20 protein-coding genes are annotated in these 23807 nt (G+C 65.5%); 17 read left to right on the top strand and 3 right to left on the bottom strand.

Annotated features, from left to right (window positions below):
• Window positions 1–104: 104 nt before the first annotated feature.
• The 3 genes from QW868_RS19215 to QW868_RS19225 are packed head-to-tail and all read left to right on the top strand — an operon-like array spanning window position 105 to window position 3238.
• On the top strand, window positions 105–1493 hold the full coding sequence (locus QW868_RS19215; RefSeq protein WP_315776899.1) for a class II 3-deoxy-7-phosphoheptulonate synthase: 1389 nt from the start codon (window positions 105–107) through the stop codon (window positions 1491–1493).
• The gene (locus tag QW868_RS19220) at window positions 1493–1846 is read left to right on the top strand and encodes a diacylglycerol kinase (RefSeq protein WP_315714514.1); all 354 of its coding nucleotides are present in this window, start codon (window positions 1493–1495) and stop codon (window positions 1844–1846) included. Before QW868_RS19215 ends, QW868_RS19220 begins: the two co-directional genes overlap by 1 nt.
• A gap of 12 nt (window positions 1847–1858) precedes the next feature.
• Window positions 1859–3238 carry a nitrilase-related carbon-nitrogen hydrolase gene (locus tag QW868_RS19225; RefSeq protein WP_316231217.1) on the top strand — a complete coding sequence of 460 codons (1380 nt, stop codon included), beginning with the start codon at window positions 1859–1861 and terminating at the stop codon, window positions 3236–3238.
• Between the two features lie 22 nt (window positions 3239–3260).
• On the opposite strand, the gene QW868_RS19230 is transcribed toward QW868_RS19225, so the two are convergent.
• Together QW868_RS19230 and QW868_RS19235 are read right to left on the bottom strand one after the other, a co-directional pair.
• Complete coding sequence (locus tag QW868_RS19230) at window positions 3261–4415, bottom strand: DUF2865 domain-containing protein (RefSeq protein ID WP_315739651.1); 1155 nt, start codon at window positions 4413–4415, stop codon at window positions 3261–3263.
• A 153-nt stretch (window positions 4416–4568) separates the two neighbouring features.
• Window positions 4569–4877 carry a hypothetical protein gene (locus tag QW868_RS19235; RefSeq protein ID WP_315739652.1) on the bottom strand — a complete coding sequence of 103 codons (309 nt, stop codon included), beginning with the start codon at window positions 4875–4877 and terminating at the stop codon, window positions 4569–4571.
• 389 nt (window positions 4878–5266) lie between these two features.
• Between QW868_RS19235 and cysS the strand changes: the two genes are divergently transcribed.
• From cysS to QW868_RS19255, 4 genes are all read left to right on the top strand, one after another.
• Window positions 5267–6676 (top strand): cysteine--tRNA ligase, encoded by a 1410-nt coding sequence (cysS, locus tag QW868_RS19240; RefSeq protein ID WP_316231218.1) that lies wholly within the window; start codon window positions 5267–5269, stop codon window positions 6674–6676.
• 113 nt (window positions 6677–6789) lie between these two features.
• Window positions 6790–7293, top strand: coding sequence for a GNAT family N-acetyltransferase (locus tag QW868_RS19245; protein ID WP_315781082.1), 504 nt, complete (start codon window positions 6790–6792; stop codon window positions 7291–7293).
• On the top strand, window positions 7290–8903 hold the full coding sequence (gene cimA / locus QW868_RS19250; protein ID WP_315812285.1) for a citramalate synthase: 1614 nt from the start codon (window positions 7290–7292) through the stop codon (window positions 8901–8903). Before QW868_RS19245 ends, cimA begins: the two co-directional genes overlap by 4 nt.
• 115 nt (window positions 8904–9018) lie before the next feature.
• Window positions 9019–9396 (top strand): VOC family protein, encoded by a 378-nt coding sequence (locus QW868_RS19255; RefSeq protein ID WP_316231219.1) that lies wholly within the window; start codon window positions 9019–9021, stop codon window positions 9394–9396.
• 3 nt (window positions 9397–9399) lie between these two features.
• Here QW868_RS19255 and QW868_RS19260 read toward each other — a convergent pair whose 3' ends face one another.
• Window positions 9400–10002, bottom strand: coding sequence for a TIGR00730 family Rossman fold protein (locus tag QW868_RS19260; protein WP_315739659.1), 603 nt, complete (start codon window positions 10000–10002; stop codon window positions 9400–9402).
• 242 nt (window positions 10003–10244) lie between these two features.
• Here QW868_RS19260 and QW868_RS19265 point away from each other — a divergent pair, with 242 nt between their 5' ends.
• The 10 genes from QW868_RS19265 to QW868_RS19310 all read left to right on the top strand — a co-directional run bounded on the left by QW868_RS19265 (window position 10245) and on the right by QW868_RS19310 (window position 23752).
• Window positions 10245–12215: an ABC transporter ATP-binding protein/permease gene (locus QW868_RS19265; RefSeq protein ID WP_316231220.1), complete on the top strand. Its 1971-nt coding sequence runs from the start codon at window positions 10245–10247 to the stop codon at window positions 12213–12215.
• Between the two features lie 93 nt (window positions 12216–12308).
• Window positions 12309–13043: a phosphatidylserine decarboxylase gene (locus QW868_RS19270; RefSeq protein WP_315739724.1), complete on the top strand. Its 735-nt coding sequence runs from the start codon at window positions 12309–12311 to the stop codon at window positions 13041–13043.
• 86 nt (window positions 13044–13129) lie between these two features.
• Window positions 13130–14020 (top strand): phosphatidylcholine/phosphatidylserine synthase, encoded by an 891-nt coding sequence (locus QW868_RS19275; RefSeq protein WP_316231221.1) that lies wholly within the window; start codon window positions 13130–13132, stop codon window positions 14018–14020.
• Window positions 14021–14130: 110 nt separating this feature from the next.
• Complete coding sequence (locus tag QW868_RS19280; protein ID WP_315758933.1) at window positions 14131–14850, top strand: RraA family protein; 720 nt, start codon at window positions 14131–14133, stop codon at window positions 14848–14850.
• A 295-nt stretch (window positions 14851–15145) separates the two neighbouring features.
• Entirely contained in the window at window positions 15146–17335 is a 2190-nt protein-coding gene (locus QW868_RS19285) for a hybrid sensor histidine kinase/response regulator (RefSeq protein WP_316231222.1), read from the top strand.
• Complete coding sequence (locus tag QW868_RS19290; RefSeq protein WP_315739666.1) at window positions 17332–17694, top strand: Hpt domain-containing protein; 363 nt, start codon at window positions 17332–17334, stop codon at window positions 17692–17694. The genes QW868_RS19285 and QW868_RS19290 overlap by 4 nt, the downstream gene beginning before the upstream one ends.
• A 165-nt stretch (window positions 17695–17859) precedes the next feature.
• Complete coding sequence (locus QW868_RS19295) at window positions 17860–18633, top strand: motility protein A (protein WP_315714499.1); 774 nt, start codon at window positions 17860–17862, stop codon at window positions 18631–18633.
• A gap of 36 nt (window positions 18634–18669) precedes the next feature.
• A complete protein-coding gene (locus QW868_RS19300; RefSeq protein WP_315739667.1) occupies window positions 18670–19500 on the top strand; it encodes a flagellar motor protein MotB in 831 nt (276 codons plus the stop codon).
• 279 nt (window positions 19501–19779) lie between these two features.
• Window positions 19780–21678 carry a potassium transporter Kup gene (locus tag QW868_RS19305; RefSeq protein ID WP_315770897.1) on the top strand — a complete coding sequence of 633 codons (1899 nt, stop codon included), beginning with the start codon at window positions 19780–19782 and terminating at the stop codon, window positions 21676–21678.
• A gap of 151 nt (window positions 21679–21829) precedes the next feature.
• Window positions 21830–23752 carry a potassium transporter Kup gene (locus QW868_RS19310; RefSeq protein ID WP_316231223.1) on the top strand — a complete coding sequence of 641 codons (1923 nt, stop codon included), beginning with the start codon at window positions 21830–21832 and terminating at the stop codon, window positions 23750–23752.
• Window positions 23753–23807: the final 55 nt, after the last annotated feature.

Consider the following 23807-nt stretch of genomic DNA (forward strand, 5'->3'; position numbering starts at 1 on the left):
TGTCTGCGCCTTAAATTCCAAGTGGCGGCGCGGAGGCAGGCTGTGTATAAGGCGCGCGCCGCAGCAGGGGATGAACGCGCGGTATTCGCAAGGGAGTTGAAGCCATGACCGAGCGCTGGAGCCCGGAGAGCTGGCGTTCCAAGCCGGTGCAGCAGGTGCCTGACTATCCCGACCAGAAGGCGCTGGCCGAGGTCGAGGCGCAGCTTGCGACCTTCCCGCCGCTGGTGTTCGCCGGCGAGGCGCGCAACCTGAAGAAGGCGCTGGCGCGGGTTTCGGCCGGCCAGGCCTTCCTGCTGCAGGGCGGCGACTGCGCCGAGAGCTTCGCCGAGCACGGCGCCAACAACATCCGCGACTTCTTCCGCGTGCTGCTGCAGATGGCCGTGGTCATGACCTATGCCGGCGCGGTGCCGGTGGTGAAGGTCGGCCGCATCGCCGGCCAGTTCGCCAAGCCGCGCTCGTCGCCGACCGAGAAGATCAATGGCGTCGAGCTGCCGAGCTATCGCGGCGACATCGTCAACGACACCGCGTTCACGCCCGAGGCGCGCATTCCCGATCCGCGCCGCCAGCTCGACGCCTACCGGCAGTCGGCGGCGACCTTGAACCTGCTGCGCGCGTTCGCCACCGGCGGCTTCGCCAATCTCGGCAGCGTGCATCAATGGATGCTCGGCTTCGTCAAGGATAGCCCGCAGTCGCGCCGTTACAAGGAGCTCGCCGACCGCATCTCCGAGGCGCTCAACTTCATGCGCGCCTGCGGCCTCGACCTCGAGAGCCATCCGGAGCTGCGTGCCACCGACTTCTACACCAGCCACGAGGCGCTGCTTCTCGGCTATGAGCAGGCCTTCACCCGCGTCGATTCCACCACCGGCGACTGGTACGCGACCTCGGGCCATTTCATCTGGATCGGCGACCGCACCCGGCAGCTCGATCACGGCCATGTCGAGTATTTCCGCGGCATCAAGAACCCGATCGGCCTGAAATGCGGCCCGTCGCTGAAGCCGGACGAGCTGCTGAAGCTGATCGACATCCTCAATCCCGACAACGAGCCGGGTCGGCTGACCCTGATCAACCGCTTCGGCGCCGACAAGGTCGGCGATCATCTGCCGGGACTGATCCGCGCGGTGCAGCGGGAAGGGCGCAAGGTGGTGTGGTCGTGCGATCCGATGCACGGCAACACCATCACCTCGACCTCGGGCTACAAGACGCGGCCGTTCGATCGCATTGTATCCGAGGTGCGGGCGTTCTTCGCGGTGCATGCCGCGGAGGGCACCCATGCCGGCGGCATCCATCTCGAGATGACCGGCAAGGACGTCACCGAATGCATCGGCGGCGCGCGGGCGATCACCGACGAGGATCTCAACGACCGCTATCACACGGTGTGCGATCCCCGGCTGAACGCCGAGCAGTCGATCGACATGGCGTTCCTGATCGCCGAGCTGCTGAAGCAGCAGCGCGGCGGCAAGTCCGCACCGATGCCGGCCGTCGCGGGCTTCTGATGCTGCGTCTGTGGCGCGCGACGGTCAACTCGCGCAACGGCCTGGCCTTCGCGCTCCGCTCCGAGCAGGCGGTGCGCGAGGAGGTGGTCGCGTTCCTGCTGGCGCTGCCGCTGGCCTATGTCGTCGGCGCGACGCCGATGCGCAGCGTCGAGCTGGTCTGCGCGGTGGTGCTGGTGCTGGTCGTCGAGCTGCTCAACACCGCGATCGAGAAGCTCGCGGACCGGCTCACCACGGAGCATGATCTGCAGATCGGCCGGGTCAAGGACCTCGGCTCGGCCGCGGTCGGCGTCGCGCTGCTGATGTCCGGCAGCTTCTGGCTGTTCGCGATCGCCGAGCGGCTTGGGCTGCTGTGAACGGGTTGAGCGATGGCCGCTGACATCTTCAGGATCACGCTGGCCCAGCTCAACCCGACGGTCGGCGACATCGCCGGCAACGTCGCCAGGGCGCGCGCGAAGGCTTCGGCCGACGGCGCCGATCTCGTGGTGCTGCCGGAGTTGTTCATTGCGGGCGATCCGCCGCAGGACCTCGTCCTGCAGCCGGCATTTCAGGCCGCGTGCCAGGCCGCGATCGAGGCTCTCGCGCGCGAGACCGGTGATGGCGGGCCGGCGGTGCTGATCGGTACGCCCTGGATCGAGGACGGCAAGCTCTACAACGCCTGCGCGCTGCTCGACGCCGGCCGCATCGCCGCGACGCGCTTCAAGGCCAACCTGCCCGATGGTGATCAGAAGCGCCTGTTCACGCGCGGCCCGGCTGCCGGCCCGCTCAGCGTGCGGGGCGTCCGCATCGGCGTCGCGATCGGCGACGACATCTCGCTCGAAGAATCCTCGAACTACGAAAACGTCATCGAGACGCTGGCAGAAACCGGGGCCGAGCTCATCGTCGTGCCGAGCCGCTCATGCTACCTGCGCGGCGGCGGCGACCGGCGCCTGTCGGCCGCCGTGGCCCGCGTCACCGAAAGCGATCTGCCGCTCGTCTGGCTCAATCAGGTCGGCGGTCAGGATGGCGAGGTGTGCGACGGAGCGTCCTTCGCGCTGAACGCCGATCTCTCGGTGGCGGCACAGCTCCCCGGTTTCGTCGCTGAAATCACGACCTTGGCATGGAGCAGGGGAGACGATGGCTGGCAGTGCCGGGGACCGGTCACCACGCTGAGCGAGGGCGACGAGGCGGACTACGCGGCCCGCGTGCTCGGCCTGCGCGACCATGTCGAGAAGCACGGCTTCACCGGCATCGTGCTCGGCCTGACCGGAGGCATCGAATCCGCGCTGTCATTGGCGATGGCCGTCGATGCGCTGGGAGCTGCGAGGGTTCGCGGCGTGGTGCTGTCCGGGCCCGACATGCCGCAGGAGGCGCGGGCTATTGCAATCGCGGCGCGGCTCGGCGTCACCGCCGAGGTGTTGCCGATCACGGCGGCAGTGGCAGGCTTCGAAACGGTTCTGCCCGGTCCGCTGGCGGGCGGGGCCCGTCACGATCTCCTGGCGCGCGTGCGCGGCACGCTGCTGCTGGCGTTGGCGAGTCTTTCTGGTGCGCTTGCCGTCGCTACAGGCGAGGAGTCGGATCGGAATGGCTGTGAGATCGGTGACGCGACCGGCGGTGTCACTCTATTCGACGATATGTCCCAGGCCGAGATCGTTCGTCTCGCAGCGCTTCGCAATCGTTGGAAGCCTGCGAACGCGCTGGGACCGTCGGGCGAAGTCATATCGCCCGGTCTCGCTGGCCGCGCGTTCTCAGATGCGTTCGAAGGATGACCCGATGACCCGGCGATCTCGCTCAGCGCGCCGGGATGAAGGTCGGTCCGACCGTGCGGATCTGCTTGTCGCCACCGGCGCCTGTGGTGTCCGCGGTCGCGGGCGCTGCGGCCTCGGCCGGCGCGGCACCCTTCCGGGCGGCGTTCGCCGGCGGCTTACCGGTCTGGCGCTGCTGCATCCGCTTGGCGCTCTCCTCGGTGACGATGATGTCGCCCTGCTGCTCGGCTGCGGCCTTGTCATCGATCGATTTCAGCGCGTCAGCCCAGGTCTGTCCCGCGGCCTTGCAGGAACAGCTCGGGTTGAACTCGGTGCGATACTTGAAGGCGTTCGGCAGCGCGGTGTAGGGCTGGCCGTTGACCGAGACCGCCTGGTTCATGTCCTCGCCGGGATTGCGATAGGTGAACAGCGTCGCGTCGGCGGCGGGGCATTGCGCCTTGCAGGCGCGCTCGTCGTCGGCGAAGCGGCCGGGAACGGTGGCGAACGAGATCGGGAAATAGGCGCCGTCGCAGCTACGCACGCACACGGTCCGGTAGGTGCCCTGCGGCGCCGCGAGATCGGCGCTCGGCGGGGGCAGCGATGCGGCCGGATTGCTGTCGGCGCCGCCGCCGAACAGGCTGGTCAGGAAGTTGCCGCCGCCGCCGCGATTGGCGTTGGCATATTGCTGGTACTGCGGGCCGCAATTGTTCTGGCCGAGCGCTGCCAGCACCGAGCGGCGCTGATTGTCGCGCTCACCACCAAACCCGCCGCCGCGCAGCCGCTCCAGGCTGTTGGTGATCTGGTCGAGATTGGTTCGCATCTGCTGGATCTGGTTGTTGACCGGAGCGCATTCCGCGGAACGGCCATTGAACAGCGAGAAGAAGCCGGTGCTGTCGCAGCCCATGCGCTTGGCCTGCATGCTGACGCGGTCGAGCTCGCCCTGCTGCTTGGCGGCCGCGTCCTGATAACGCCGGATCTGGTCCTCACGCGCGGGATCGCCGCCACCGCCGCGATCGATCGAGGCGAGCTGCGCTTCCAGACGCGGGCAGATCGGATTGACGCCGGCCTGCGGCCCGGGCTGGCCCGGCGGCATCTGCGCATAGGACTCGGAGCTGGATTGCGCCAGGGCGTGCGAGCCGGTCAGGGTCAATCCGAGCAGCGCAGAGACGGCCAACAGGCGCGGAGACAAGGATGCGATCAAGATGCGGTATTCCGGTCCATGGGTGCAGCCGCGGGACTAGCACAGAATTCGGAAAAATCGCGGCAGCGGCGGGCATCCCATAGCCGCTTTGTCGGGCATCGTCACGTCGTTTCCGGGGCGCCGGGGTGGCGGGAACAGCCGTTCCCGGCCATCTCAGCGCTGGCAGGTGATCGCGACGAAGTCGCTGCAGCCGCCGTGGGCGCAGTTTGCGCCAGCTTTCGGCACCGATCCGGTGATTTCATCGGGGTCGACGCGGCGATAGGAGGAGGCCTGTGCAAAATCCCGTGATTGGCAGTACGACCGCGCGGCCGAGGCGCCGCATCGGTCGCCCTTGGCGAGGCACTGGTCGACGCCGTAGCCGTCGGCTTCGTTGGCGATGATGAAGATGCGGCTCTCCGCCGTGGCGGTGGTCGCGGCGGCGAGGAGAACACAGCAGGCGAGCAGCGCCGAGGAGATTCGCATGGTGCACCGGTGGGTGTAGGAGACAACTCATGGTTAGGCCCAAAAGGTTAAAAATGATTAACCATGAGGCGGGGCGCGAGCATTTGGGCAGTGAAAACGGCCGTTTTGCGGCTCTTGACGGAGACAGCCGGCTGCAGCATGGTGAGTTTCATGAACGGTTTCCTCGCCATCTGCTGCATTTGCCGCGAGATTACGCGCTAGCGATTCGCTGGCTGAGGCCGTCTTTTCTCAACAGAGATGATCAGGACGCCCGGCCGGCAGGTCGGGAGCGTGATTCGTGCCGTGGCGGCCCGCTCGCGGGCGGTCGTTCGGCGTAGGACACCCGTTGCGCCTCGTCATGGACTGTCGGTCCGGCGGGGCGGTGAGCACAAGGCATTCGGGGACGGACCATGGACTTGCGTTTGTACGACACCGCGTCGCGGGAGAAGCGCTCCTTCGTGCCGCTCGATCCGAACAATGTCCGCATGTATGTCTGCGGACCGACGGTCTACGACTTCGCCCATATCGGCAATGCGCGGCCCGTGATCGTCTTCGACGTGCTGTTCCGGCTGCTGCGGCATCTCTATGGCAAGGATCACGTCACCTACGTCCGCAACATCACGGATGTCGACGACAAGATCAACGCCCGCGCCGCGCGCGACTTTCCAGGGCTGCCGCTGAACGAGGCGATTCGCAAGGTCACGGAGGTGACGGCCAATCAGTTCCACAGCGACGCGGCTGCGCTCGGCAGTCTCCGACCCACCTTCGAGCCGCGGGCCACCGATTTCGTGCTGCCGCGCCGCGATGGCAAGGCGGACATGGTGACCCTGATCAAGCAGCTGATCGCGCGTGGCCACGCCTATGAGGCGGGCGGCGAGGTGCTGTTCGACACCCGGTCGATGCCGGACTACGGCGCGCTGTCGGGCCGCAGGCTCGACGAGCAACTCGCCGGCGCGCGCGTGGCCGTCGATGCGCACAAGAAGAATCCTGCCGACTTCGTGCTGTGGAAGCAATCGTCGGAGGACGAGCCGGGCTGGGACAGCCCGTGGGGCCGCGGACGGCCGGGCTGGCACATCGAGTGCTCGGCGATGAGCGCGGCCTTTCTCGGTGAGGTCTTCGACATCCATGGCGGCGGGCTCGACCTGATCTTCCCGCATCATGAGAACGAGATCGCGCAGTCGCGTTGCGCGCACGGCACGTCCGTGATGGCGAACTACTGGCTGCACAATGAGTTCGTCCAGGTCGAGGGCGCGAAGATGTCGAAGAGCCTCGGCAACTTCGTCACCATCCGAGACCTGCTGGCGGACTGGCCCGGAGAGGTGTTGCGCCTCAACATGCTCAAGATGCATTATCGCTCGCCGGCGGATTGGACGGTCAAGGGCCTGGAGGAGAGTGCCAAGACGCTCGACGACTGGTATCGCGTCGCGGCCGATGCGCCGGGCGAGCAGCCGGAGCCTGAGATCATCGCCGCCCTCGTCGACGACCTCAACACGCCGCTGATGATCGCAGAGCTGCACGCGTTGCGGAGCCGTGCGGCGTCCGGCGGCGAGACGGATCGCGCTGCCTTTGCAGGCTCGCTTCGTTTTGCGGGCTTCCTGTCAGAAACCGTCGCGCAATGGGAGGCGCGAAAGCAGCAGGCCAAAGGCGTCGACGCCGCCAAGGTCGAAAGCCTGATCGCCGAGCGCACCGCGGCTCGCGCGCGCAAGGACTTCAAGGAGTCCGATCGCCTCCGCGACGAGCTCGCGGCGATGGGTGTCGTGTTGAAGGATGGCAAGGGCGCCGACGGCAAGCCGGTGACGACCTGGGAGATCGCGCGATGAGCAAGCCCGACACGCCGTTTCCGCGGCACTGGCTGTACTACATCCTGCTCAAGCTGGTGCTGATCGCGGGCGCGGTGGCGCTGGTCACGAAACTCTACGGCATGTGGTGACGCATGGGACAGGCTCTTCCGAGGCCCGCGCTGCGGCCGTTTCTTCCCGCTGATGCGCCGGTGCTGGCCGCGATCTTCGTCGCCAGCATCCAGGAATTGACCGGTGACGATTACAGCGAGGAGCAGCAGGAGGCCTGGGCGTCCGCTGCTGAGGATGAGACGGGTTTCGGCAAGAGGTTGGCGTCCGAGCTCACCTTGATTGCGACCCTGCAGGGCTCACCGGTCGGCTTCGCCGCGCTGAAGGGAAACGATCACATCGACATGCTCTATGTCCATCCGAACGCGGCGGGGCAGGGCGTCGGGGCCCTGCTATGCGACGCGCTGGAAAAGCTGGCGGGCGCGCGCGGCACGACCGGTCTGTCGGTCGACGCCAGCGACACGGCGGTCGAATTCTTCCGCAAGCGCGGCTACGTCGCGCAGCAGCGCAACAGCGTCTCCATCAACGGCGAGTGGCTCGCCAACACGACGATGAAGAAGACGCTCGGCTCCGGGGGAGCACAGGCATGAGCACGGCAGGCACAAGCAGGGAACGACTTTATCTGTTCGACACCACCCTGCGCGATGGCGCGCAGACCAACGGTGTCGATTTCACGCTGGCCGACAAGCAGGCGATCGCGCGCTTGCTCGACGATCTCGGCATCGACTATGTCGAGGGCGGCTATCCCGGCGCCAATCCGCTCGACACGGAGTTCTTCGCCGCCAAGCCCAAGCTCGGCCACGCCCGCTTCACCGCCTTCGGGATGACGCGCCGGGCGGGACGCTCGGTGTCCAACGATCCGGGCGTAGCGGCGTTGCTGGAGGCCAAGGCAGACGCGATCTGCTTCGTCGCGAAGTCATCCGCCTATCAGGTGCGCGTCGCGCTGGAGACTACCAACGAAGAGAATCTCGCCTCGATCCGCGACAGCGTGACGGCCGCGAAGGCTGCGGGGCGCGAGGTGATGCTCGACTGCGAGCATTTCTTCGACGGCTACAAGGAGAATGCGGAGTTCGCGCTGGCCTGCGCCCGCGCGGCCTATGAGGCCGGCGCGCGCTGGGTCGTGTTGTGCGACACCAATGGCGGCACCATGCCGCACGAGATCGAGGCGATCGTCGGCGAGGTCGTCAAGCACGTGCCGGGCGATCACCTCGGCATCCACGCCCACAACGACACCGAACAGGCGGTGGCGAATTCGCTTGCCGCGGTGCGCGCCGGCGTGCGCCAGATCCAGGGCACGCTGAACGGGCTCGGCGAGCGCTGCGGCAACGCCAATCTGTGCTCGCTGATCCCGACCTTGAAGCTGAAGACGGAGTTCTCGGATCGCTTCGAGATTGGCGTCTCCGACCACCAACTCGCCGGGCTGATGAAGGTCTCGCGGACGCTCGACGACATGCTGAACCGCGCGCCGAACCGCCACGCGCCCTATGTGGGCGAGAGCGCCTTCGTGACCAAGACCGGCATTCATGCCTCGGCCGTGCTCAAGGATCCACAAACCTATGAGCACATTCTGCCCGAGAGCGTCGGCAATCGTCGCAAGGTGCTGGTATCGGACCAGGCGGGCCGTTCCAACGTGATCGCGGCGCTGGAGCGTGGTGGCATTCCCTTCACCAAGAGCGATCCGAAGCTGACGCGGCTGGTCGAGGAGCTGAAGGAGCGCGAGGCCGCGGGCTATGCCTACGAGTCCGCCAACGCCTCGTTCGAGCTGTTGGCGCGGCGCACGCTGGGCTCGGTGCCCGAGTACTTCCGGGTCGAGCAGTTCGACGTCAATGTCGAGCAGCGCTACAACGCGCTCGGCGAGCGCGTCACGGTGGCGCTGGCCGTGGTCAAGGTCGACGTCGCTGGCGAGCGGCTGATCTCGGCGGCCGAGGGCAACGGTCCGGTCAATGCGCTCGACGTCGCGCTGCGCAAGGATCTCGGCAAGTACCAGGGCTATATCGATGGTCTGAAGCTGATCGACTATCGCGTCCGCATCCTCAATGGCGGCACCGAGGCGGTCACGCGCGTGCTGATCGAGAGCGAGGACGAAAAGGGCGAGCGCTGGACCACGGTCGGCGTGTCGCCGAACATCATCGATGCCTCGTTCCAGGCGCTGATGGATTCGGTATTCTACAAGCTGGTGAAATCCGGCGCGCCAGGGTGAGATGGTGTATCCGTCATTGCGAGCGAAGCGAAGCAATCCAGGGCTGAATGCGCGATTCTGGATTGCTTCGTCGCTTCGCTCCTCGCAATGACGTGGAGAGGCCAGGAGCAAACGCATGATCGACCACATCTCAGTCGGCGTCAGCGATCTCGCCCGCAGCGCCCGCTTCTATGAGCTCGCGCTGGCGCCGCTCGGTTTGACGCGCCTGGTCGAACGTCCCAGCACGGTCGGCTACGGCAAGACGTATCCGGAATTCTGGATCAATCTGCGCCCCGCGATGGCGCGGGTATCGTCCGAGACCGGCTCGCATCTGTGCTTCCGTGCCAGGAGCACCGCCGAGGTCGATGCATTCCATGCGGCGGCGCTGGAGGCGGGCGGTGTTTCAGACGGCTTGCCCGGGCTGCGACCGCATGATCGCGTACGCTACTACGCCGCCTTCGTGCTCGATCCCGACGGCAACCGGATCGAAGCCGTCACATTTCCCGCGGAGTAGGGATCAGAGCCGCTTGGCGATCTCCGGTGCCATTTCGGTCTCTTCCCTGGCGATGCCGGCGGCAGCCGCGCGCAGGCGCGGCAGGATGTCCTCGACGCGCTCGGCCTTCAAGAGCTCGATCGAGAAGCCGGGGCGGATGAACTCGGTCTCGCGCATATGGGCGAGCAGCGAGAACAGCGGCTCCCAGAAGCCGTCGATGTTGGCCATCAGCACCGGCTTGGCGTGGCGTCCGAGCTGTTTCCAGGTCAACTGCTCGACCAGCTCCTCGAGCGTGCCGATGCCGCCGGGCAGCGCCACGAACGCATCGGAATGCTCGAACATCAGCCGCTTGCGCTCGTGCATGTCGGGCGTGACGATGAGATCCTTCAGCGGCATCATGACTTCCTTCTTCACAAGGAAGTCCGGAATGATGCCGGTGACGTCGCCGCCATGGTCGAGCACCGCCTTGGCAACCGCGCCCATCATGCCGATGGAGCCGCCGCCATAGACGAGCCTGACGCCGTTCTCGGCGAGCGCCTTGCCGAGCGCTTTCGCTGATTCGATGAAGCTGGGATTGGTCCCGGGGCCGGAGCCGCAATAGACACAGACGGTGCGGATTTCAGTCATTGGACGGATGTGACACTGCAGTTGAAAGGCGTCAAGACGAGGGCGGAGGGCGTGGATTCGCGGGCTTTCACGGAATGATGCGGACTGGATGGATCCATTTGCCTGGGAATGGAGTATGCAAATACTGCGCCGCGGCAACGGAATCCGCCGACGCACGGGTGCATCCGGCGCCCGGACACTCTATATGACCAGCAACGCCGGCATCACAACATGCCGAGACACTCGCTGTTCCAGAACGTTAGATGCCGCCCGATTCCTCCTCCGAACCAGCCGCCAGCCAGCCATCGTCCCTCGAGCAGGGAACGCTGGCCGGCACGCTGCGCCATTTGTGGCCCTTCATCTGGCCGAGCGATCGCGCCGACCTGAAGATGCGCGTGCTATGGTCGGTGGTGCTGCTGATTGTGGCGAAGGTCGCGACGCTGGTCCTGCCCTTCACCTTCAAATGGGCGACCGACGCGCTGACCGGCGCCAACACCGCGCCGATTGCGCCCGCCAACTGGGCGTTCTGGCTGGTGGCCTCGCCGCTCGTCATGACGGCAAGCTACGGTGGGATGCGCGTCCTGATGGCGGTGCTGACGCAGTGGCGAGATGGTATTTTTGCCCGCGTCGCCATGCATGCGGTGCGCAAGCTCGCGACCATCACCTTCGTCCACATGCACGAATTGTCGCTGCGCTTTCACCTGGAGCGCAAGACCGGCGGCCTGACCCGCGTGCTCGAGCGCGGCCGCAACGCGATCGAGACCATCGTGCGCATGGTGATCCTGCAGCTGATCCCGACCATCGTCGAGGTCTCGCTGCTGACGGCGGTGCTGCTCTGGCAGTTCGACTGGCGCTACGTGCTGGTCACGCTCACCATGGTCGCAGCCTATCTCTATTACACCTACATCGCGACCGAATGGCGCATCGAGATCCGGCGCCGCATGAACGACTCGGACACCGACGCCAACACCAAGGCGATCGACTCGCTCTTGAACTATGAGACGGTGAAATATTTCGGCGCCGAGGCGCGCGAGGCCGAGCGCTATGACCGTTCCATGGAGCGCTACGAGCGCGCCAGCGTGAAGACCTATACCTCGCTCGCAGTGCTCAACGCCGGGCAGGCCGTGATTTTCACGATCGGGCTGACGGTGGCGATGCTGATGTGCGCCCAGGGCGTGCGCCAGGGCCGCAACACGGTCGGCGACTTCGTCATGATCAACAGCATGATGATCCAGCTCTACCAGCCGCTGAACTTCATGGGCATGGTCTACCGCGAGATCAAGCAGGCGATCATCGACATCGAGAAGATGTTCGGCGTGCTCACGCGCGATGCCGAGGTGAAGGATTCACCCGGGGCGACGCCTTTGGTGGTGACCTCCGGCCATGTCCGCTTCGAGGACGTCCGCTTCGCCTATGAGCCGGAGCGGCCGATCCTGCAGGGCCTGAGCTTCGAGGTGCCGGCCGGCAAGACGGTCGCGATCGTGGGTCCGTCAGGTGCCGGCAAGTCGACCATCTCGCGGCTGCTGTTTCGCCTCTACGACGTCTCCGGCGGCTGCATCCTGATCGACGGGCAGGACATCCGTGACGTCACCCAGGTGTCGCTGCGCGCCCAGATCGGCATGGTGCCGCAGGACACCGTGCTGTTCAACGACACCATCCGCTACAACATCCGCTACGGACGCTGGGATGCCGACGACGCCGCCGTCGAGGAGGCGGCCCGCCTCGCGCAGATCGACGGTCTGATCCGGATGGCGCCGAAGGGGTACGAGACGCAGGTGGGCGAGCGCGGCCTCAAGCTCTCCGGTGGGGAGAAGCAGCGCGTTGCGATTGCCCGCACCATCCTGAAGGGGCCGCCGATCCTCGTGCTGGACGAGGCGACCTCGGCGCTGGACAGCCATACCGAGCACGAGATCCAGGAGGCGCTCGATAGCGTGTCGCGCGATCGCACCTCGCTCGTGATCGCGCACCGGCTTTCGACCATCGTGGCGGCCGACGAGATCATCGTGCTCGACCGGGGGCGAATTGCCGAGCGCGGCACCCATGCCGAGCTGCTGGGCAAAGGCGGGCTGTATGCCGGCATGTGGAACCGGCAGCGCGAGGCCGAGGAGGCGCGCGAAAAACTGGCGCAGATCGGCGACGATGCGGCGGCGCCGAACCGCAATCCGCCGGATCGGAGCGAGCCGGACGCGGTCGGGCCCGAACGGACCGGCCAGGTGGCGAGTGCCGCCGAATGATGCCGCGGACCGCCCTGATCTGAACTCAAGAATGCATTAAGGATTCATTTTGACCTTCGCCGGCCATCGACCTAGTCAAGGCGGCGGTCCGCTCTGAGGTCAGAGCGACAACACTCAACGAAGCAGGCCATGTCGATCAGCAATTCCATCCGCGCTCAGATCCCGCCGATCCACCCGGAAGGTTATCCCTTCATCGGGGGATTTGCCCTCGTCAGCCTGATCCTGTTCTGGATATTCACCCCGCTCGGCTGGATCGGCACGCTGCTCACCGTCTGGTGCGCGCTGTTCTTCCGCGACCCGATCCGGGTCACGCCGCAGCGGGAAGGGCTGGTGGTGGCGCCGGCCGACGGGCGCATCTCCATGATCACGCGCGCCCTGCCGCCGGCCGAGCTTGGCCTCGGCGACCGGCCGCTGCTGCGGGTCTCGATCTTCATGAGCGTGTTCAACGTGCATGTGAACCGCAGCCCGGTGGCCGGCCGGATCGAGAAGATCTCCTACCGTCCGGGCGCCTTCATCAACGCCGAGCTCGACAAGGCGAGCGAGGACAACGAGCGCAACTCGCTCGCGATCTCGACGCCGCATGGCCGCATCGGCGTGGTCCAGATCGCCGGCCTCGTGGCGCGCCGGATCGTGTCGTTCGTGCGCGAGGGGCAGACCATCGGGGCTGGCGAGCGCTTCGGCCTGATCCGCTTCGGCTCGCGGCTCGACGTCTATCTGCCTGACGGCACGGAAGTTCTGGTCTCGGAGGGGCAGACGGCCATTGCCGGCGAGACGATCCTGGCCGATTTCGACGTGCCCGTGCCTGGCCTGACCTTCCGGAGCCAGTGAACCGTCGTCGGCCGATGATGACTCATTAAAGGTCCTTGAGGCACCTTCCGACACAAGGTTTCGACCAACCCACACGTGGTGTGATCATGAGCTTCGATCCGAACTCTCCCGAACTGCGCCGGCGCCGTTTCCGCCCGATCCCGGTGCGGCTGCTGGTGCCGAACATGATCACCCTGTTGGCGATCTGCGCCGGCCTGACCGCAATCCGGCTGTCGACCGAGGGGCGGATGGAGCTCGCCGTCGGCGCCATCGTCTTCGCTGCCTTCCTGGACGGCATCGACGGCCGCATCGCCCGCATGATCAAGGGCCAGTCGAAGTTCGGCGCCGAGCTCGACAGCCTGGCCGATTTCGTCAATTTCGGCGTGGCGCCCGGTCTGATCCTGTATTTCTGGCAGCTCCATGAGCTGCGCGACGGCGGCTGGATCGCCGCCATGATGTACGCCATCAGCGGCGGCCTGCGGCTGGCGCGCTTCAATGCCAGCATTGACGATCCCAACAAGCCGCCCTTCGCCGCCAATTTCTTCACCGGCGTGCCGGCCCCGCTTGGCGCCATCACGGTGCTGCTGCCGGTCTATCTGGCGTTCCTGGATCTGCCGAGGCCGCCGGCGCTGGTGACGGCTTTCTACACGCTGCTGATCGCCTTCCTGATGGTGTCGCGGCTGCCGGTGTTCTCCGGCAAGACCACGCGGATGCGCGTCTCGCCCGAACTCGTGCTGCCAGTGTTCGCCTCGGTGGTGTTCTTCGTGGCGCTGCTGGTGGTCTATCCCTGGCACATCCTGTCGGCAGGATCGATCCTCTACATCCTGAGCCTTCCGTTCGGCTGGCGGCTGTATCGGCAGCAGGCGGCGCGGCACTCTGCGGTCCTTGGTGCCGCGGCTACAGCGCCGCACGCCTCTTCTTCGTCCGCGACGGCTTTTGCGCCGACCGGCGCGCCAGCGGCGGAGCAGGGGCAGCGGCCGCCGGAACGGCTGCACTGAGCGCAGGGCCCCAAGACCCAGCGCGCGCTTTGCTGGCTTCGGCGCCTCAGTTATACCGGATGGCCAAGGACGGCCGCGAATGCCGTCCGCATCATCCGGAGAAAACGCCCGTGACACGCACTGCCGCCGCGCCCCTCGCTGCTTCCGTTCTCGAGGCGCTCGCGCGCTACGATACGCCGACCATCTGCAACGCGATGGAGATCGTGGCGCCCGAACGCCGCCTGGTCGGCTACACGACCAAGCCGCTGGTGTGTCCGTTCCCCGATCTGCCGCCCATGGTCGGCTACGCGCGGACGGCGACGATCCGGTCCGTCGTCAAATCGGGATTGCCGGCGGACGAGCAGGCGAGGCGGCGCACAGACTACTACGAATATGTCGGCACCGGTCATGGTCCCCGCATCGTCGTGATCCAGGACATCGATGGTCCCGACATCGGCTACGGCGCGTTCTGGGGCGAGGTGCAGAGCAATGTCCACAAGGCGCTCGGCTGCCTCGGCGTGATCACGGATGGATCGATCCGCGACATTCCGCAATGGGCTGCCGGCTTCCAGGCTCTGGCGGGCTCGATCGGTCCGTCGCATGCGTGGGTGCATGCCGAGAGCTTCGGCGGCGAGGTCCGCGTCGCCGGGATGACCGTGCGCTCGGACGATCTGATCCACTCCGATCGCCATGGTGCGATCGTCATCCCGGCCGACATCGCGGCGAAGCTTCCCGAGGCGGCCGAGCTGTGCGCGCGCCGCGAAACGCCGATCCTGGAGATCGCGCGGTCAGCGGATTTCTCGCTCGAGAAGCTCAAGGCCGCCTTGAAGCGGTCGGCGGAGATTCATTGAGCCTCGCTTCGCTCCGGTCCCAATCAGCGAGAGCCGTACCGCTCGGCGGTGCGGCCCCGTTCGGGCCCTGCGCAGGGCCGCTCGCCGAACTGCGACGCTGCAACCGCATCCGGATGACTACGGGGTGACGGCCGAGCTTCCGCCGAAAGTATCGAACGTGGTGGCGAATGACCCGCAAACAGGCCGGGATTCGCCGAAGGTTAAGCGGCCGTCGCTCGTTGAGAAGATTTTATCCATCAAGCTTTACCTGATGGCCAGCCTGTCCCGATAGGCATGTCGCCCGAGGGCGAAGGACATGCGCAGGCTGATATCGAAATCGAGGCCGTTGTTCGGGCGGCTCGACCGGACCGTCGACAAGATGGTTCGGCTGATCGGACATTTCGGCAGCGCCGCGATCGGCCTCTCGGCGATCGCCCTGGTGTGGGCCGGCATCTTCTACACGATCTCCGAAGAGCATACGCGCACCGAGCAGTCGGCGCTGAAGAACGGCGCCAACCTGGCCCGCGCGTTCGAGGAGCAGATCATCCGCTCGATCCGCGCGGCGGATCAGACCTTGCTCTACGTCCGCGACTCCTATGCCAGGGATCCGCACAACTTCGACATGTCGCTATGGTCGAAGAACAGCCAGTTCCTGTCCGACTTCTCGTTTCAGGTCGTCGTGATCGGAAAGGACGGCATCATGCTGTCCAGCAACATCGATCCAAAGATGCGCGGCCTCGACCTGCGCGACCGCGAGCACTTCCGCGTCCATGCCGACGGCAAGGATGATCTTCTCTTCATCAGCAAGCCGATCTTCGGCCGCGTCTCCAACAAATGGTCGATCCAGCTGACCCGCCGCATCATCATGCCGGACGGTTCGTTCGGCGGCGTCGTCGTGGTCTCGCTCGATCCCGAATATCTGTCGAGCTTCTATAATTCGGTCGATCTCGGCAAGAAGGGCAATGTCACGCTCCTCGGTCTCGACGGCATCGTGCGCGCACGGGCCTCGGCCGGCCCGGGGGGCGTGGGATCCTCGCTCGCCGGCAGCCCGGTGATGAGCGCCATTCAGCACAGAAGCAGCGGCTTCTACACCTTCAAGAGTCTGATCGACGGCGTCACGCGCATCTACTCGTTCCAGCGCATCAAGGATCTGCCGCTGGTGGTCATCGTCGGTCAGGCCTCCGAGGAGATCTTCAGCGCCTTCAAGCTCAACCGCGATCGTGATCTGCTGGTCGGGGCGTTGCTGACGGTGGTCATCGGCATCATCACGATCCTGATCGCGCGCTATCAGGCGGGGCTTGCCGCCTCACGTGATGCCGCCGAGGCAGGTACGCGGGCGCGCTCCGAATTCCTGGCGATGATGAGCCATGAGATCCGCACGCCGATGAACGGCGTCATCGGCCTTGCCGATCTCTTGCTGTCGGCGGACCTCGGGCCGGAGCAGCGCAAGATCGCGACGACCTTGCGCGAGTCGGCCGACTACCTGTTACAGCTGCTCAACGACGTCCTCGATTTCTCCAAGCTCGATGCCGATCGTCTGGAGATCGAGCACATCGAGTTCGACCTGCACCGGTCGGTGACGGCGACCGCCGAACTGCTGGTGTCCCGCGCCAAGGAAAAGGGTCTGCAGCTGACCACCTCGATCGCGCCGGAAGTGCCAAGCTACGTGGTCGGCGATCCCGCGCGATTGCGCCAGGTGCTGTTCAACCTGGTCGGCAATGCGCTCAAATTCACCGAATCGGGCGGCGTCCATGTCGATGTGCGTGCCGAGAACCTTGCCGGGCCGAACCTGACGCTGGTGTTCTCGGTCGCCGATACCGGCGTCGGCATTCCCGCAGACGCCGTCAGCCGGCTGTTCAAGCAGTTCTCGCAGGTCGACAATTCCATCTCGCGCCGCTTCGGCGGCACCGGTCTGGGGCTCGCGATCTGCAAGCGCCTCGTCACCTGCATGGGCGGCGACATCAAGGTGCAGAGCAAGGTGGGCGTGGGCAGCACCTTCACCTTCTCGATCCAGGTCCAGCCGCCGCCGGACGTCGAGCAGGTGAGCGCGCCCGAAGCGACCATCGCGCCGGTCGGCGAGGCGATCGCCGAGGAACGTCCGGCCAGCGTCGAGCCGCTGAAGATTCTCGTTGCCGAGGACAATCTGACCAATCAGTTCGTCGTCAAGAAGCTCCTGGACAAGCTCGGTCACCGCTACGACATCGTCGAGAACGGTACCCAGGCGATCGCGGCCGTGCAGAGGCAGAGCTACGATCTCGTGCTGATGGACATGATGATGCCCGAGATGGACGGGCTCACGGCGACGCGGATGATCCGCTCGCTGCCGCCGCCTGCCCAGGACATCTACGTTATTGCCCTGACGGCCAACGCCACCAGCCAGGATCATCTGGCGTGCACGGAGGCCGGCATGAACGACTTCGTGACCAAGCCGGTCACGCGCGATCGACTGAATGCCGCTCTGCTTCGCGCGGTCGCTGCTACACACAAGGAAAGGCTTGTCGCATGACCGACTTGGTGCAATTCGACGAATCCATCTATCAGACCCTGGTCTCCGAGCTCGGCGAGGAGGATGCGCTGGAAGTCCTGCGCACGTTCCTCGACGATACCTCGGGAAAGTTCGGCACGCTTGCCGCCAAGTTCGAGGATCGCCTCGAACTGAGGCGCGAGGCGCATTCGATCAAGAGTTCGTCGGCGACGTTCGGTTTTTCGGCGCTGTCGCGCCTGTCGCGCGAACTCGAGGTCGGATCGTCGACGATGGAGCCGGCGCAGATGCTGGAGATGATCCACAAGATGCAGCGATCATTCGATCAGTCAGCCGTCTTCGCCGCGGCTAACCTGCTCAAGTCCGGAGCGTCAGCCGCTTGAGCGAGGTCGGCGTGGTCTGCGGCGCTGCCGTTTACCTTTCATTATGCCTACCGAATTCAGTAACTCGTCCTTAATGGCGGACATTTAGGGTCGTGACACGCGGTCCAGAAGCACCGCGTCGGTCCGGCAGGGTCCGTGGTTTGCGTACGCGGGTGGAGTTGACTCATGGATATTATGACGAGTGCGGGGCTCGTGGCTGGCGTGATCGTCATCGCGACGATGATGCTGCTGGGCGGCGATCTCGAGATGTTCGTCAGCGAGCACGCCGCAATCATCATCTTCGGCGGTTCGATCGCAGCCACCATGATTCGCTTCCCGCTGGGCGTCATGCTGCACGGCGTTCCGCTTGGAATGAAGTACGCTTTCACCATGAGCCGCCTGTCGGCCCGCGAGCTCGTCGACGAGCTCGCCCGCATTGCCGAGATCGCGCGCAAGCAGGGCCCGGTCGGCCTGGAAAAGGTCGAGACCGACGAGCCGTTCCTCGCCAAGGGAATCCGCTACGTGGCCGACGGCTACGATCTCGAATTCATCCGCGACAATCTCGAGCGCGACCGCGACAATTTCCTGATGCACCTGGACGAAGGCAGCAAGATCTATCGCGCCATCGGCGACTGCGCCCCGGCGTTCGGCATGGTCGGCACGCTGATCGGCATGGTGCAGATGTTCGCCAACATGACCGACCCCTCGAAGCTCGGCCCGTTCATGGCGACCGCGCTGCTCGCGACTCTGTACGGCGCGTTGGTGTCGAACCTGATCTGTCTGCCGATCGCCGACAAGCTGCATGGCAAGCTGCTGGACGAGGAAACCAACCGGACGCTGATCATCGACGGAATCCTGATGATCCGTGACTCCAAGAGCCCGGCCCTGGTCCGCGAAATGCTCCTGGCCTATCTGCCCGAGAAGCATCGCCACGCCGAAGGCGAGCCCGTGCCGGCCTGATCGGCTGCGGTGGGGCGATCCGGGGTGGGGTAGGCAATGGCAAAGAAGAAGAGAGGCGATGCGCATGGCGGCGGTCACGGCTGGTTCGTGACCTTTGCCGACCTGATGGGACTTCTGGTCAGCTTCTTCGTGATGCTGGTCGCGTTCTCCACCATGGACAACAACAAGCTGAAAGTCGTCGCAGGCTCGATGCGCGACGCCTTCGGCGTGCAGTCCGAGTCGCGCTATTCGGGCATCGTGGAATCCGACGGCCTGCCGACTCGGCCGAAGCTCAAGAACGCCGCCCACATCTCGCCGGAGGAGACCGCGCGCGAGCCGAGCCCCGAGCAGGAGGAGCGCCAGCATACCAATGGCGCCAAGCTGAAGATCGATCGCCAGTTCGCGCTGGCGTCCGCCTCGCTGCGTCAGGCGCTGCAGGACATGCCGGAGATGACCGAGATCTCCAAGCACATCATGTTCGAAGAGACCAAGCAGGGGCTCAACTTGGAGATCGTCGACCAGGACGGGCGGTCGATGTTCGCGGATGGCTCGAAGGTGCCCTTCGACCGCACGCGACGCCTGATCGAGAAGCTGGCCGCGCCGCTGAAGGCGACGCCGCTTCGGGTCCAGATCACCGGGCACACGGCCGCCGGCTTCGTTCCCGCCCGCAGCGATTATGGTGGTTTCGACCTGTCGGCGGACCGCGCCAACGCGGTGCGACAGATCCTGGAGCGGGAAGGGCTGCCGGCGAGCCACATCTACGCGGTCTCCGGCAAGGCGGACACCCAGCCGCTGTTCCCGGACGACCCCTCGCTGGCCGCCAACCGCCGCGTGACGATCACCTTGATGCGGGAAGACCCGCCATTGCCGCCCGATCTGAAGCCCTAGCCGGGACGCTTCGCTTCCCGCATCATATTGCCGCATCGCGGCTTGCGAACGGCAACGAAGAGCATCGGCAGGCACTTGATTCGCCCGAGGCAGATCCGACATCTGCCTCAGGATGCTTGGGCTGAAGGCACTTGCCGCGATGCGGCATGCGATATCCGCGTCAGCCGTGCCGTTTGGTTGCGGCCTGGGAACATCGGTCTGCTTACGGTAGAGGCTTGACCTGCGAACGGTCTGCGTTCACACGCGCCGGGCCAGACAGGAAGATGCGTTCCAAGCAACATGACGGCCAGCGCGACATCGACCGAAGGACAGGACACCGCGAGCACGTCGGGGTTCTGGGGGCTGACGCTAGGCAGCATCGGCGTGGTGTTCGGCGACATCGGCACCTCGCCCCTCTACGCCTTTCGCGAGGCTGCGCACGGCGCTGCTCAGGGGCAGCCGGTGTCGCGGATCATCGTGCTCGGCGTGCTTTCCCTGATCCTCTGGTCGCTGTTCATCGTGGTGACGGCCAAATACGTGCTGCTGCTGCTCCGTGCCGATAACAATGGCGAGGGCGGAACGCTGTCGCTGATGGCGCTGGGACAGCGCGCCCTGGGCCGGCGCAGCCTGTTCCTGATGTCGCTGGGCGTGATCGGCGCGTCGATGTTCATCGGCGATTCGATGATCACGCCCGCGATCTCGGTGTTGTCGGCGGTCGAGGGTCTCAAGCTCGCGGCGCCCGCGCTCGAGCACTACGTCGTACCGCTGACCGTGTTCATCCTGGTCGTGCTGTTCGCGGTCCAGAGCAAGGGGACGGCGCGCGTCGCCTCCGCGTTCGGCCCGGTCATGATCACATGGTTCACCAGCCTCGCCGTGATGGGAATCGTCCACATCAGCGACGACCCCTCCGTGCTTGCGGCCATCAATCCCTATTACGCGGTGCAGTTCCTGCTCTCGCATGGCACGATCGGCCTGATCACCCTGGGCGCGGTGTTCCTCGCGGTCACCGGCGGCGAGGCGCTCTATGCGGATCTCGGTCATTTCGGCCGCAGGCCGATCCAGTCGGCTTGGCTGTTCTTCGTGCTACCGGCGCTGCTGATCAACTATTTCGGGCAGGGCGCCCTGGTGCTGTCCGATCCCGCCGCGATCGAGAATTCGTTCTACCGGATGGTGCCTGAACTGTTGCTGCTGCCGCTGGTGGTGCTGGCGACCGCCGCGACCGTCATCGCGAGCCAGGCCGTGATCACCGGTGCCTATTCGCTGGTCGGCCAGGCGGTCCAGCTCGGCCTGCTGCCGCGTTTCGAGGTCCGCTATACGTCCGAGAGCCATGCCGGCCAGATCTATCTGCCGCGCGTCAACCGGTTGCTGCTGATCGGCGTGCTGCTACTGGTTCTGCTGTTCCGGACCTCGAGCAATCTGGCCTCCGCCTACGGCATCGCGGTGTCCACCACCATGGTGGCCGACGGCATCATGGGCTTCGTGGTGATCTGGAAGCTGTGGAACTTGCGTGCGGCCGTGGCGGCGGCCGTAATCGCTCCCTTCGTCATCGTCGACATGACCTTCTTCAGCGCCAATCTGCTGAAGCTCCTCGAAGGAGCCTGGGTTCCGCTGCTGTTCGGTGCCGCAATGGTCGTGACGATCTGGACTTGGCGGCGTGGCTCGGCGATTTTGGTGCTCAAGACGCGCAAGATCGAGGTTCCGCTGGACGACCTGATCACCAGCCTGGAGAAGAGGCCTCCTCACATCGTCAAGGGCACGGCGGTGTTTCTCACCAGCGATCCGACCTCCGTGCCGACGGCCCTGTTGCACAATCTCAAGCACAACAAGGTGCTGCACGAGCACAATGTGATCCTGACCATCGAGACCGCGCAGACGCCGCGGGTCGATGTGTCGGAGCGCGTGCGCATGGAGAAGATCAGCGAGAAGTTTTCCAAGGTGCGGCTGCGCTTCGGGTTCATGGAATCCCCGAACGTGCCGCGCGCGCTGGCGGTGGCGCGCAAGCTCGGCTGGCAGTTCGACATCATGTCGACGTCGTTCTTCGTCTCGCGCCGCTCGTTGAAGCCGTCGTCCCAATCGGGCATGCCGACCTGGCAGGACCATCTCTTCATTGGCCTGAGCCGGTCGGCCAATGACGCCACGGACTACTTCCAGATTCCGACGGGCCGGGTCGTCGAAGTGGGTACCCAGGTAACGATTTAATCGATTGATCTTCCCTGGCGGCTCATGCATGCTTAATTGCATGGCTGAAGCGCATTCTCTTCAGGTCCATAGCAGCGCTCTGCCGCTATAAGCCGCGCGCTCTGCCGCGTTGTGCAGTGAAGCATTAACGAGTCCTCGAGGGGGCTACCCCATGACAGTCGACGTCGCAGCTACGCCCGCGGAAGCGCCGGCGACCAACGGGCATGGCAACGCCCATTCCACGGCCAGCTTCGCGGCGCTGACACTGGGAAGCATCGGTGTCGTCTATGGCGACATCGGCACCAGCCCGCTCTACGCGTTGCGTGAAGCGGTCATGGCTGCGAGCAGCGGCGGCGAACCTGCGCCTCACGCCGTGATGGGGGTGATCTCGCTCATCCTGTGGGCTCTCATCGTCGTCGTAACCCTCAAATACGTCGTGATCCTGCTGCGCGCCGACAACCACGGCGAGGGCGGAACGCTGGCGCTGATGGCGCTCGCCCAGCGCGCGGTCACGCGCGGCGCCAGCGTCATCGTTCTGCTCGGCATCATCTCGGGCGCGCTGTTCTATGGCGATGCGGTGATCACGCCGGCCCTGTCCGTGCTGTCGGCGATCGAGGGCATCAAGCTGGTGACGGCGGCGTTCGATCCCTACGTCGTGCCGCTCACGGTCATCATCCTGGTCATGCTGTTCGCGGTCCAGGTGCGCGGCACGGCCAAGGTGGCAGCGTTCTTCGGCCCGATCATGCTGATCTGGTTCCTGGTGATCGGGATCGCGGCGCTGCCGCCGATCCTGCACCATCCGGAGGTGCTGTGGGCGATCAACCCGCTGCATGCCGTGTCGTTCATGCTGCATCACGGCATCATCGGCTTCATCACGCTCGGCGCCGTCTTCCTGGCCGTGACCGGCGCCGAGGCGCTGTATGCCGACCTCGGCCATTTCGGCAAACGTCCGATCCAGACCGCCTGGCTGTTCATCGTGCTGCCGTCGCTGGCGCTCAATTATCTGGGGCAGGGGGCGCTGGTGATCGCCGATGCCAAGGCGATCGAGAATCCGTTCTTCCTGATGTTCCCGGACTGGGCGCTGATCCCGATGGTCGGGCTGGCCACCGCCGCGACCGTAATCGCGAGCCAAGCCGTCATCACCGGCGCCTATTCGCTGACGCGGCAGGCGATCCAGCTCGGCCTGCTGCCGCGCTTCGAGATCCGCCACACCTCCGAGGCGCATTCGGGTCAGATCTACATTCCGCGCATCAACAAGCTGCTGCTGATCTCGGTCATGCTGCTGGTGCTGATGTTCAAGTCGTCCAGCGCACTCGCCTCGGCCTACGGCATCTCGGTCACCGGCACCATGGTCGTCACCGCGATGATGGGCTTCGTCGTGATCTGGAAGGTCTGGCGCTGGTCGCCGTTCGCGGCGGCCGCGCTGATCGCGCCGTTCCTCTTCCTGGACCTGACCTTCCTGGCGGCGAACCTCCTGAAGGTGCTCGAAGGCGGCTGGGTGCCGCTGGCGCTGGGCGGCTTCGTGATGACGCTGATGTACACGTGGCGGCGCGGCAGCCGGCTCTTGTTCGACAAGTCGCGCAAGCTCGAATTCCCGCTCGCCGATCTCGTTGCGATGCTTGAGAAGCGTCCGCCGCAGCGGGTGGCGGGAACGGCCGTGTTCCTGACCAGCGATCCCTTGAGCGCGCCGACCGCGCTGATGCACAGCCTCAAGCACTACAAGGTGCTGCACGAGAAGAACGTGATCCTGACCATCGAGACCGCGCCGACGCCGCGCATCGATCCGTCCGAACGTGTTCGCCTCGAGCAGATCAGTCCGACTTTCTCCAAGGTGACGTTGCGCTTCGGCTTCATGGAATCGCCCAACGTGCCGCGCGCGCTGGCGATCGCGCGCAAGCTCGGCTGGCAGTTCGACATCATGTCGACCTCGTTCTTCCTGTCGCGCCGCGCGCTGAAGCCGGCTGCGCATTCGGGCATGCCGCGCTGGCAGGATCACCTGTTCATCTCGATGAGCCGCTCCGCCAACGATGCGACTGACTATTTTCAGATCCCGAGCGGACGGGTGGTGGAGGTCGGCACCCAGGTCACGATCTGAGCTCTGGACCCGCCGCGCCAGTGTGCCGAAGCGCTTGATTTTCGTAGCGTCTGGG

It is taken from the genome of Bradyrhizobium sp. SZCCHNR1051, from assembly GCF_032489615.1.
In the GTDB taxonomy this organism is placed as follows: Bacteria; Pseudomonadota; Alphaproteobacteria; order Rhizobiales; family Xanthobacteraceae; genus Bradyrhizobium.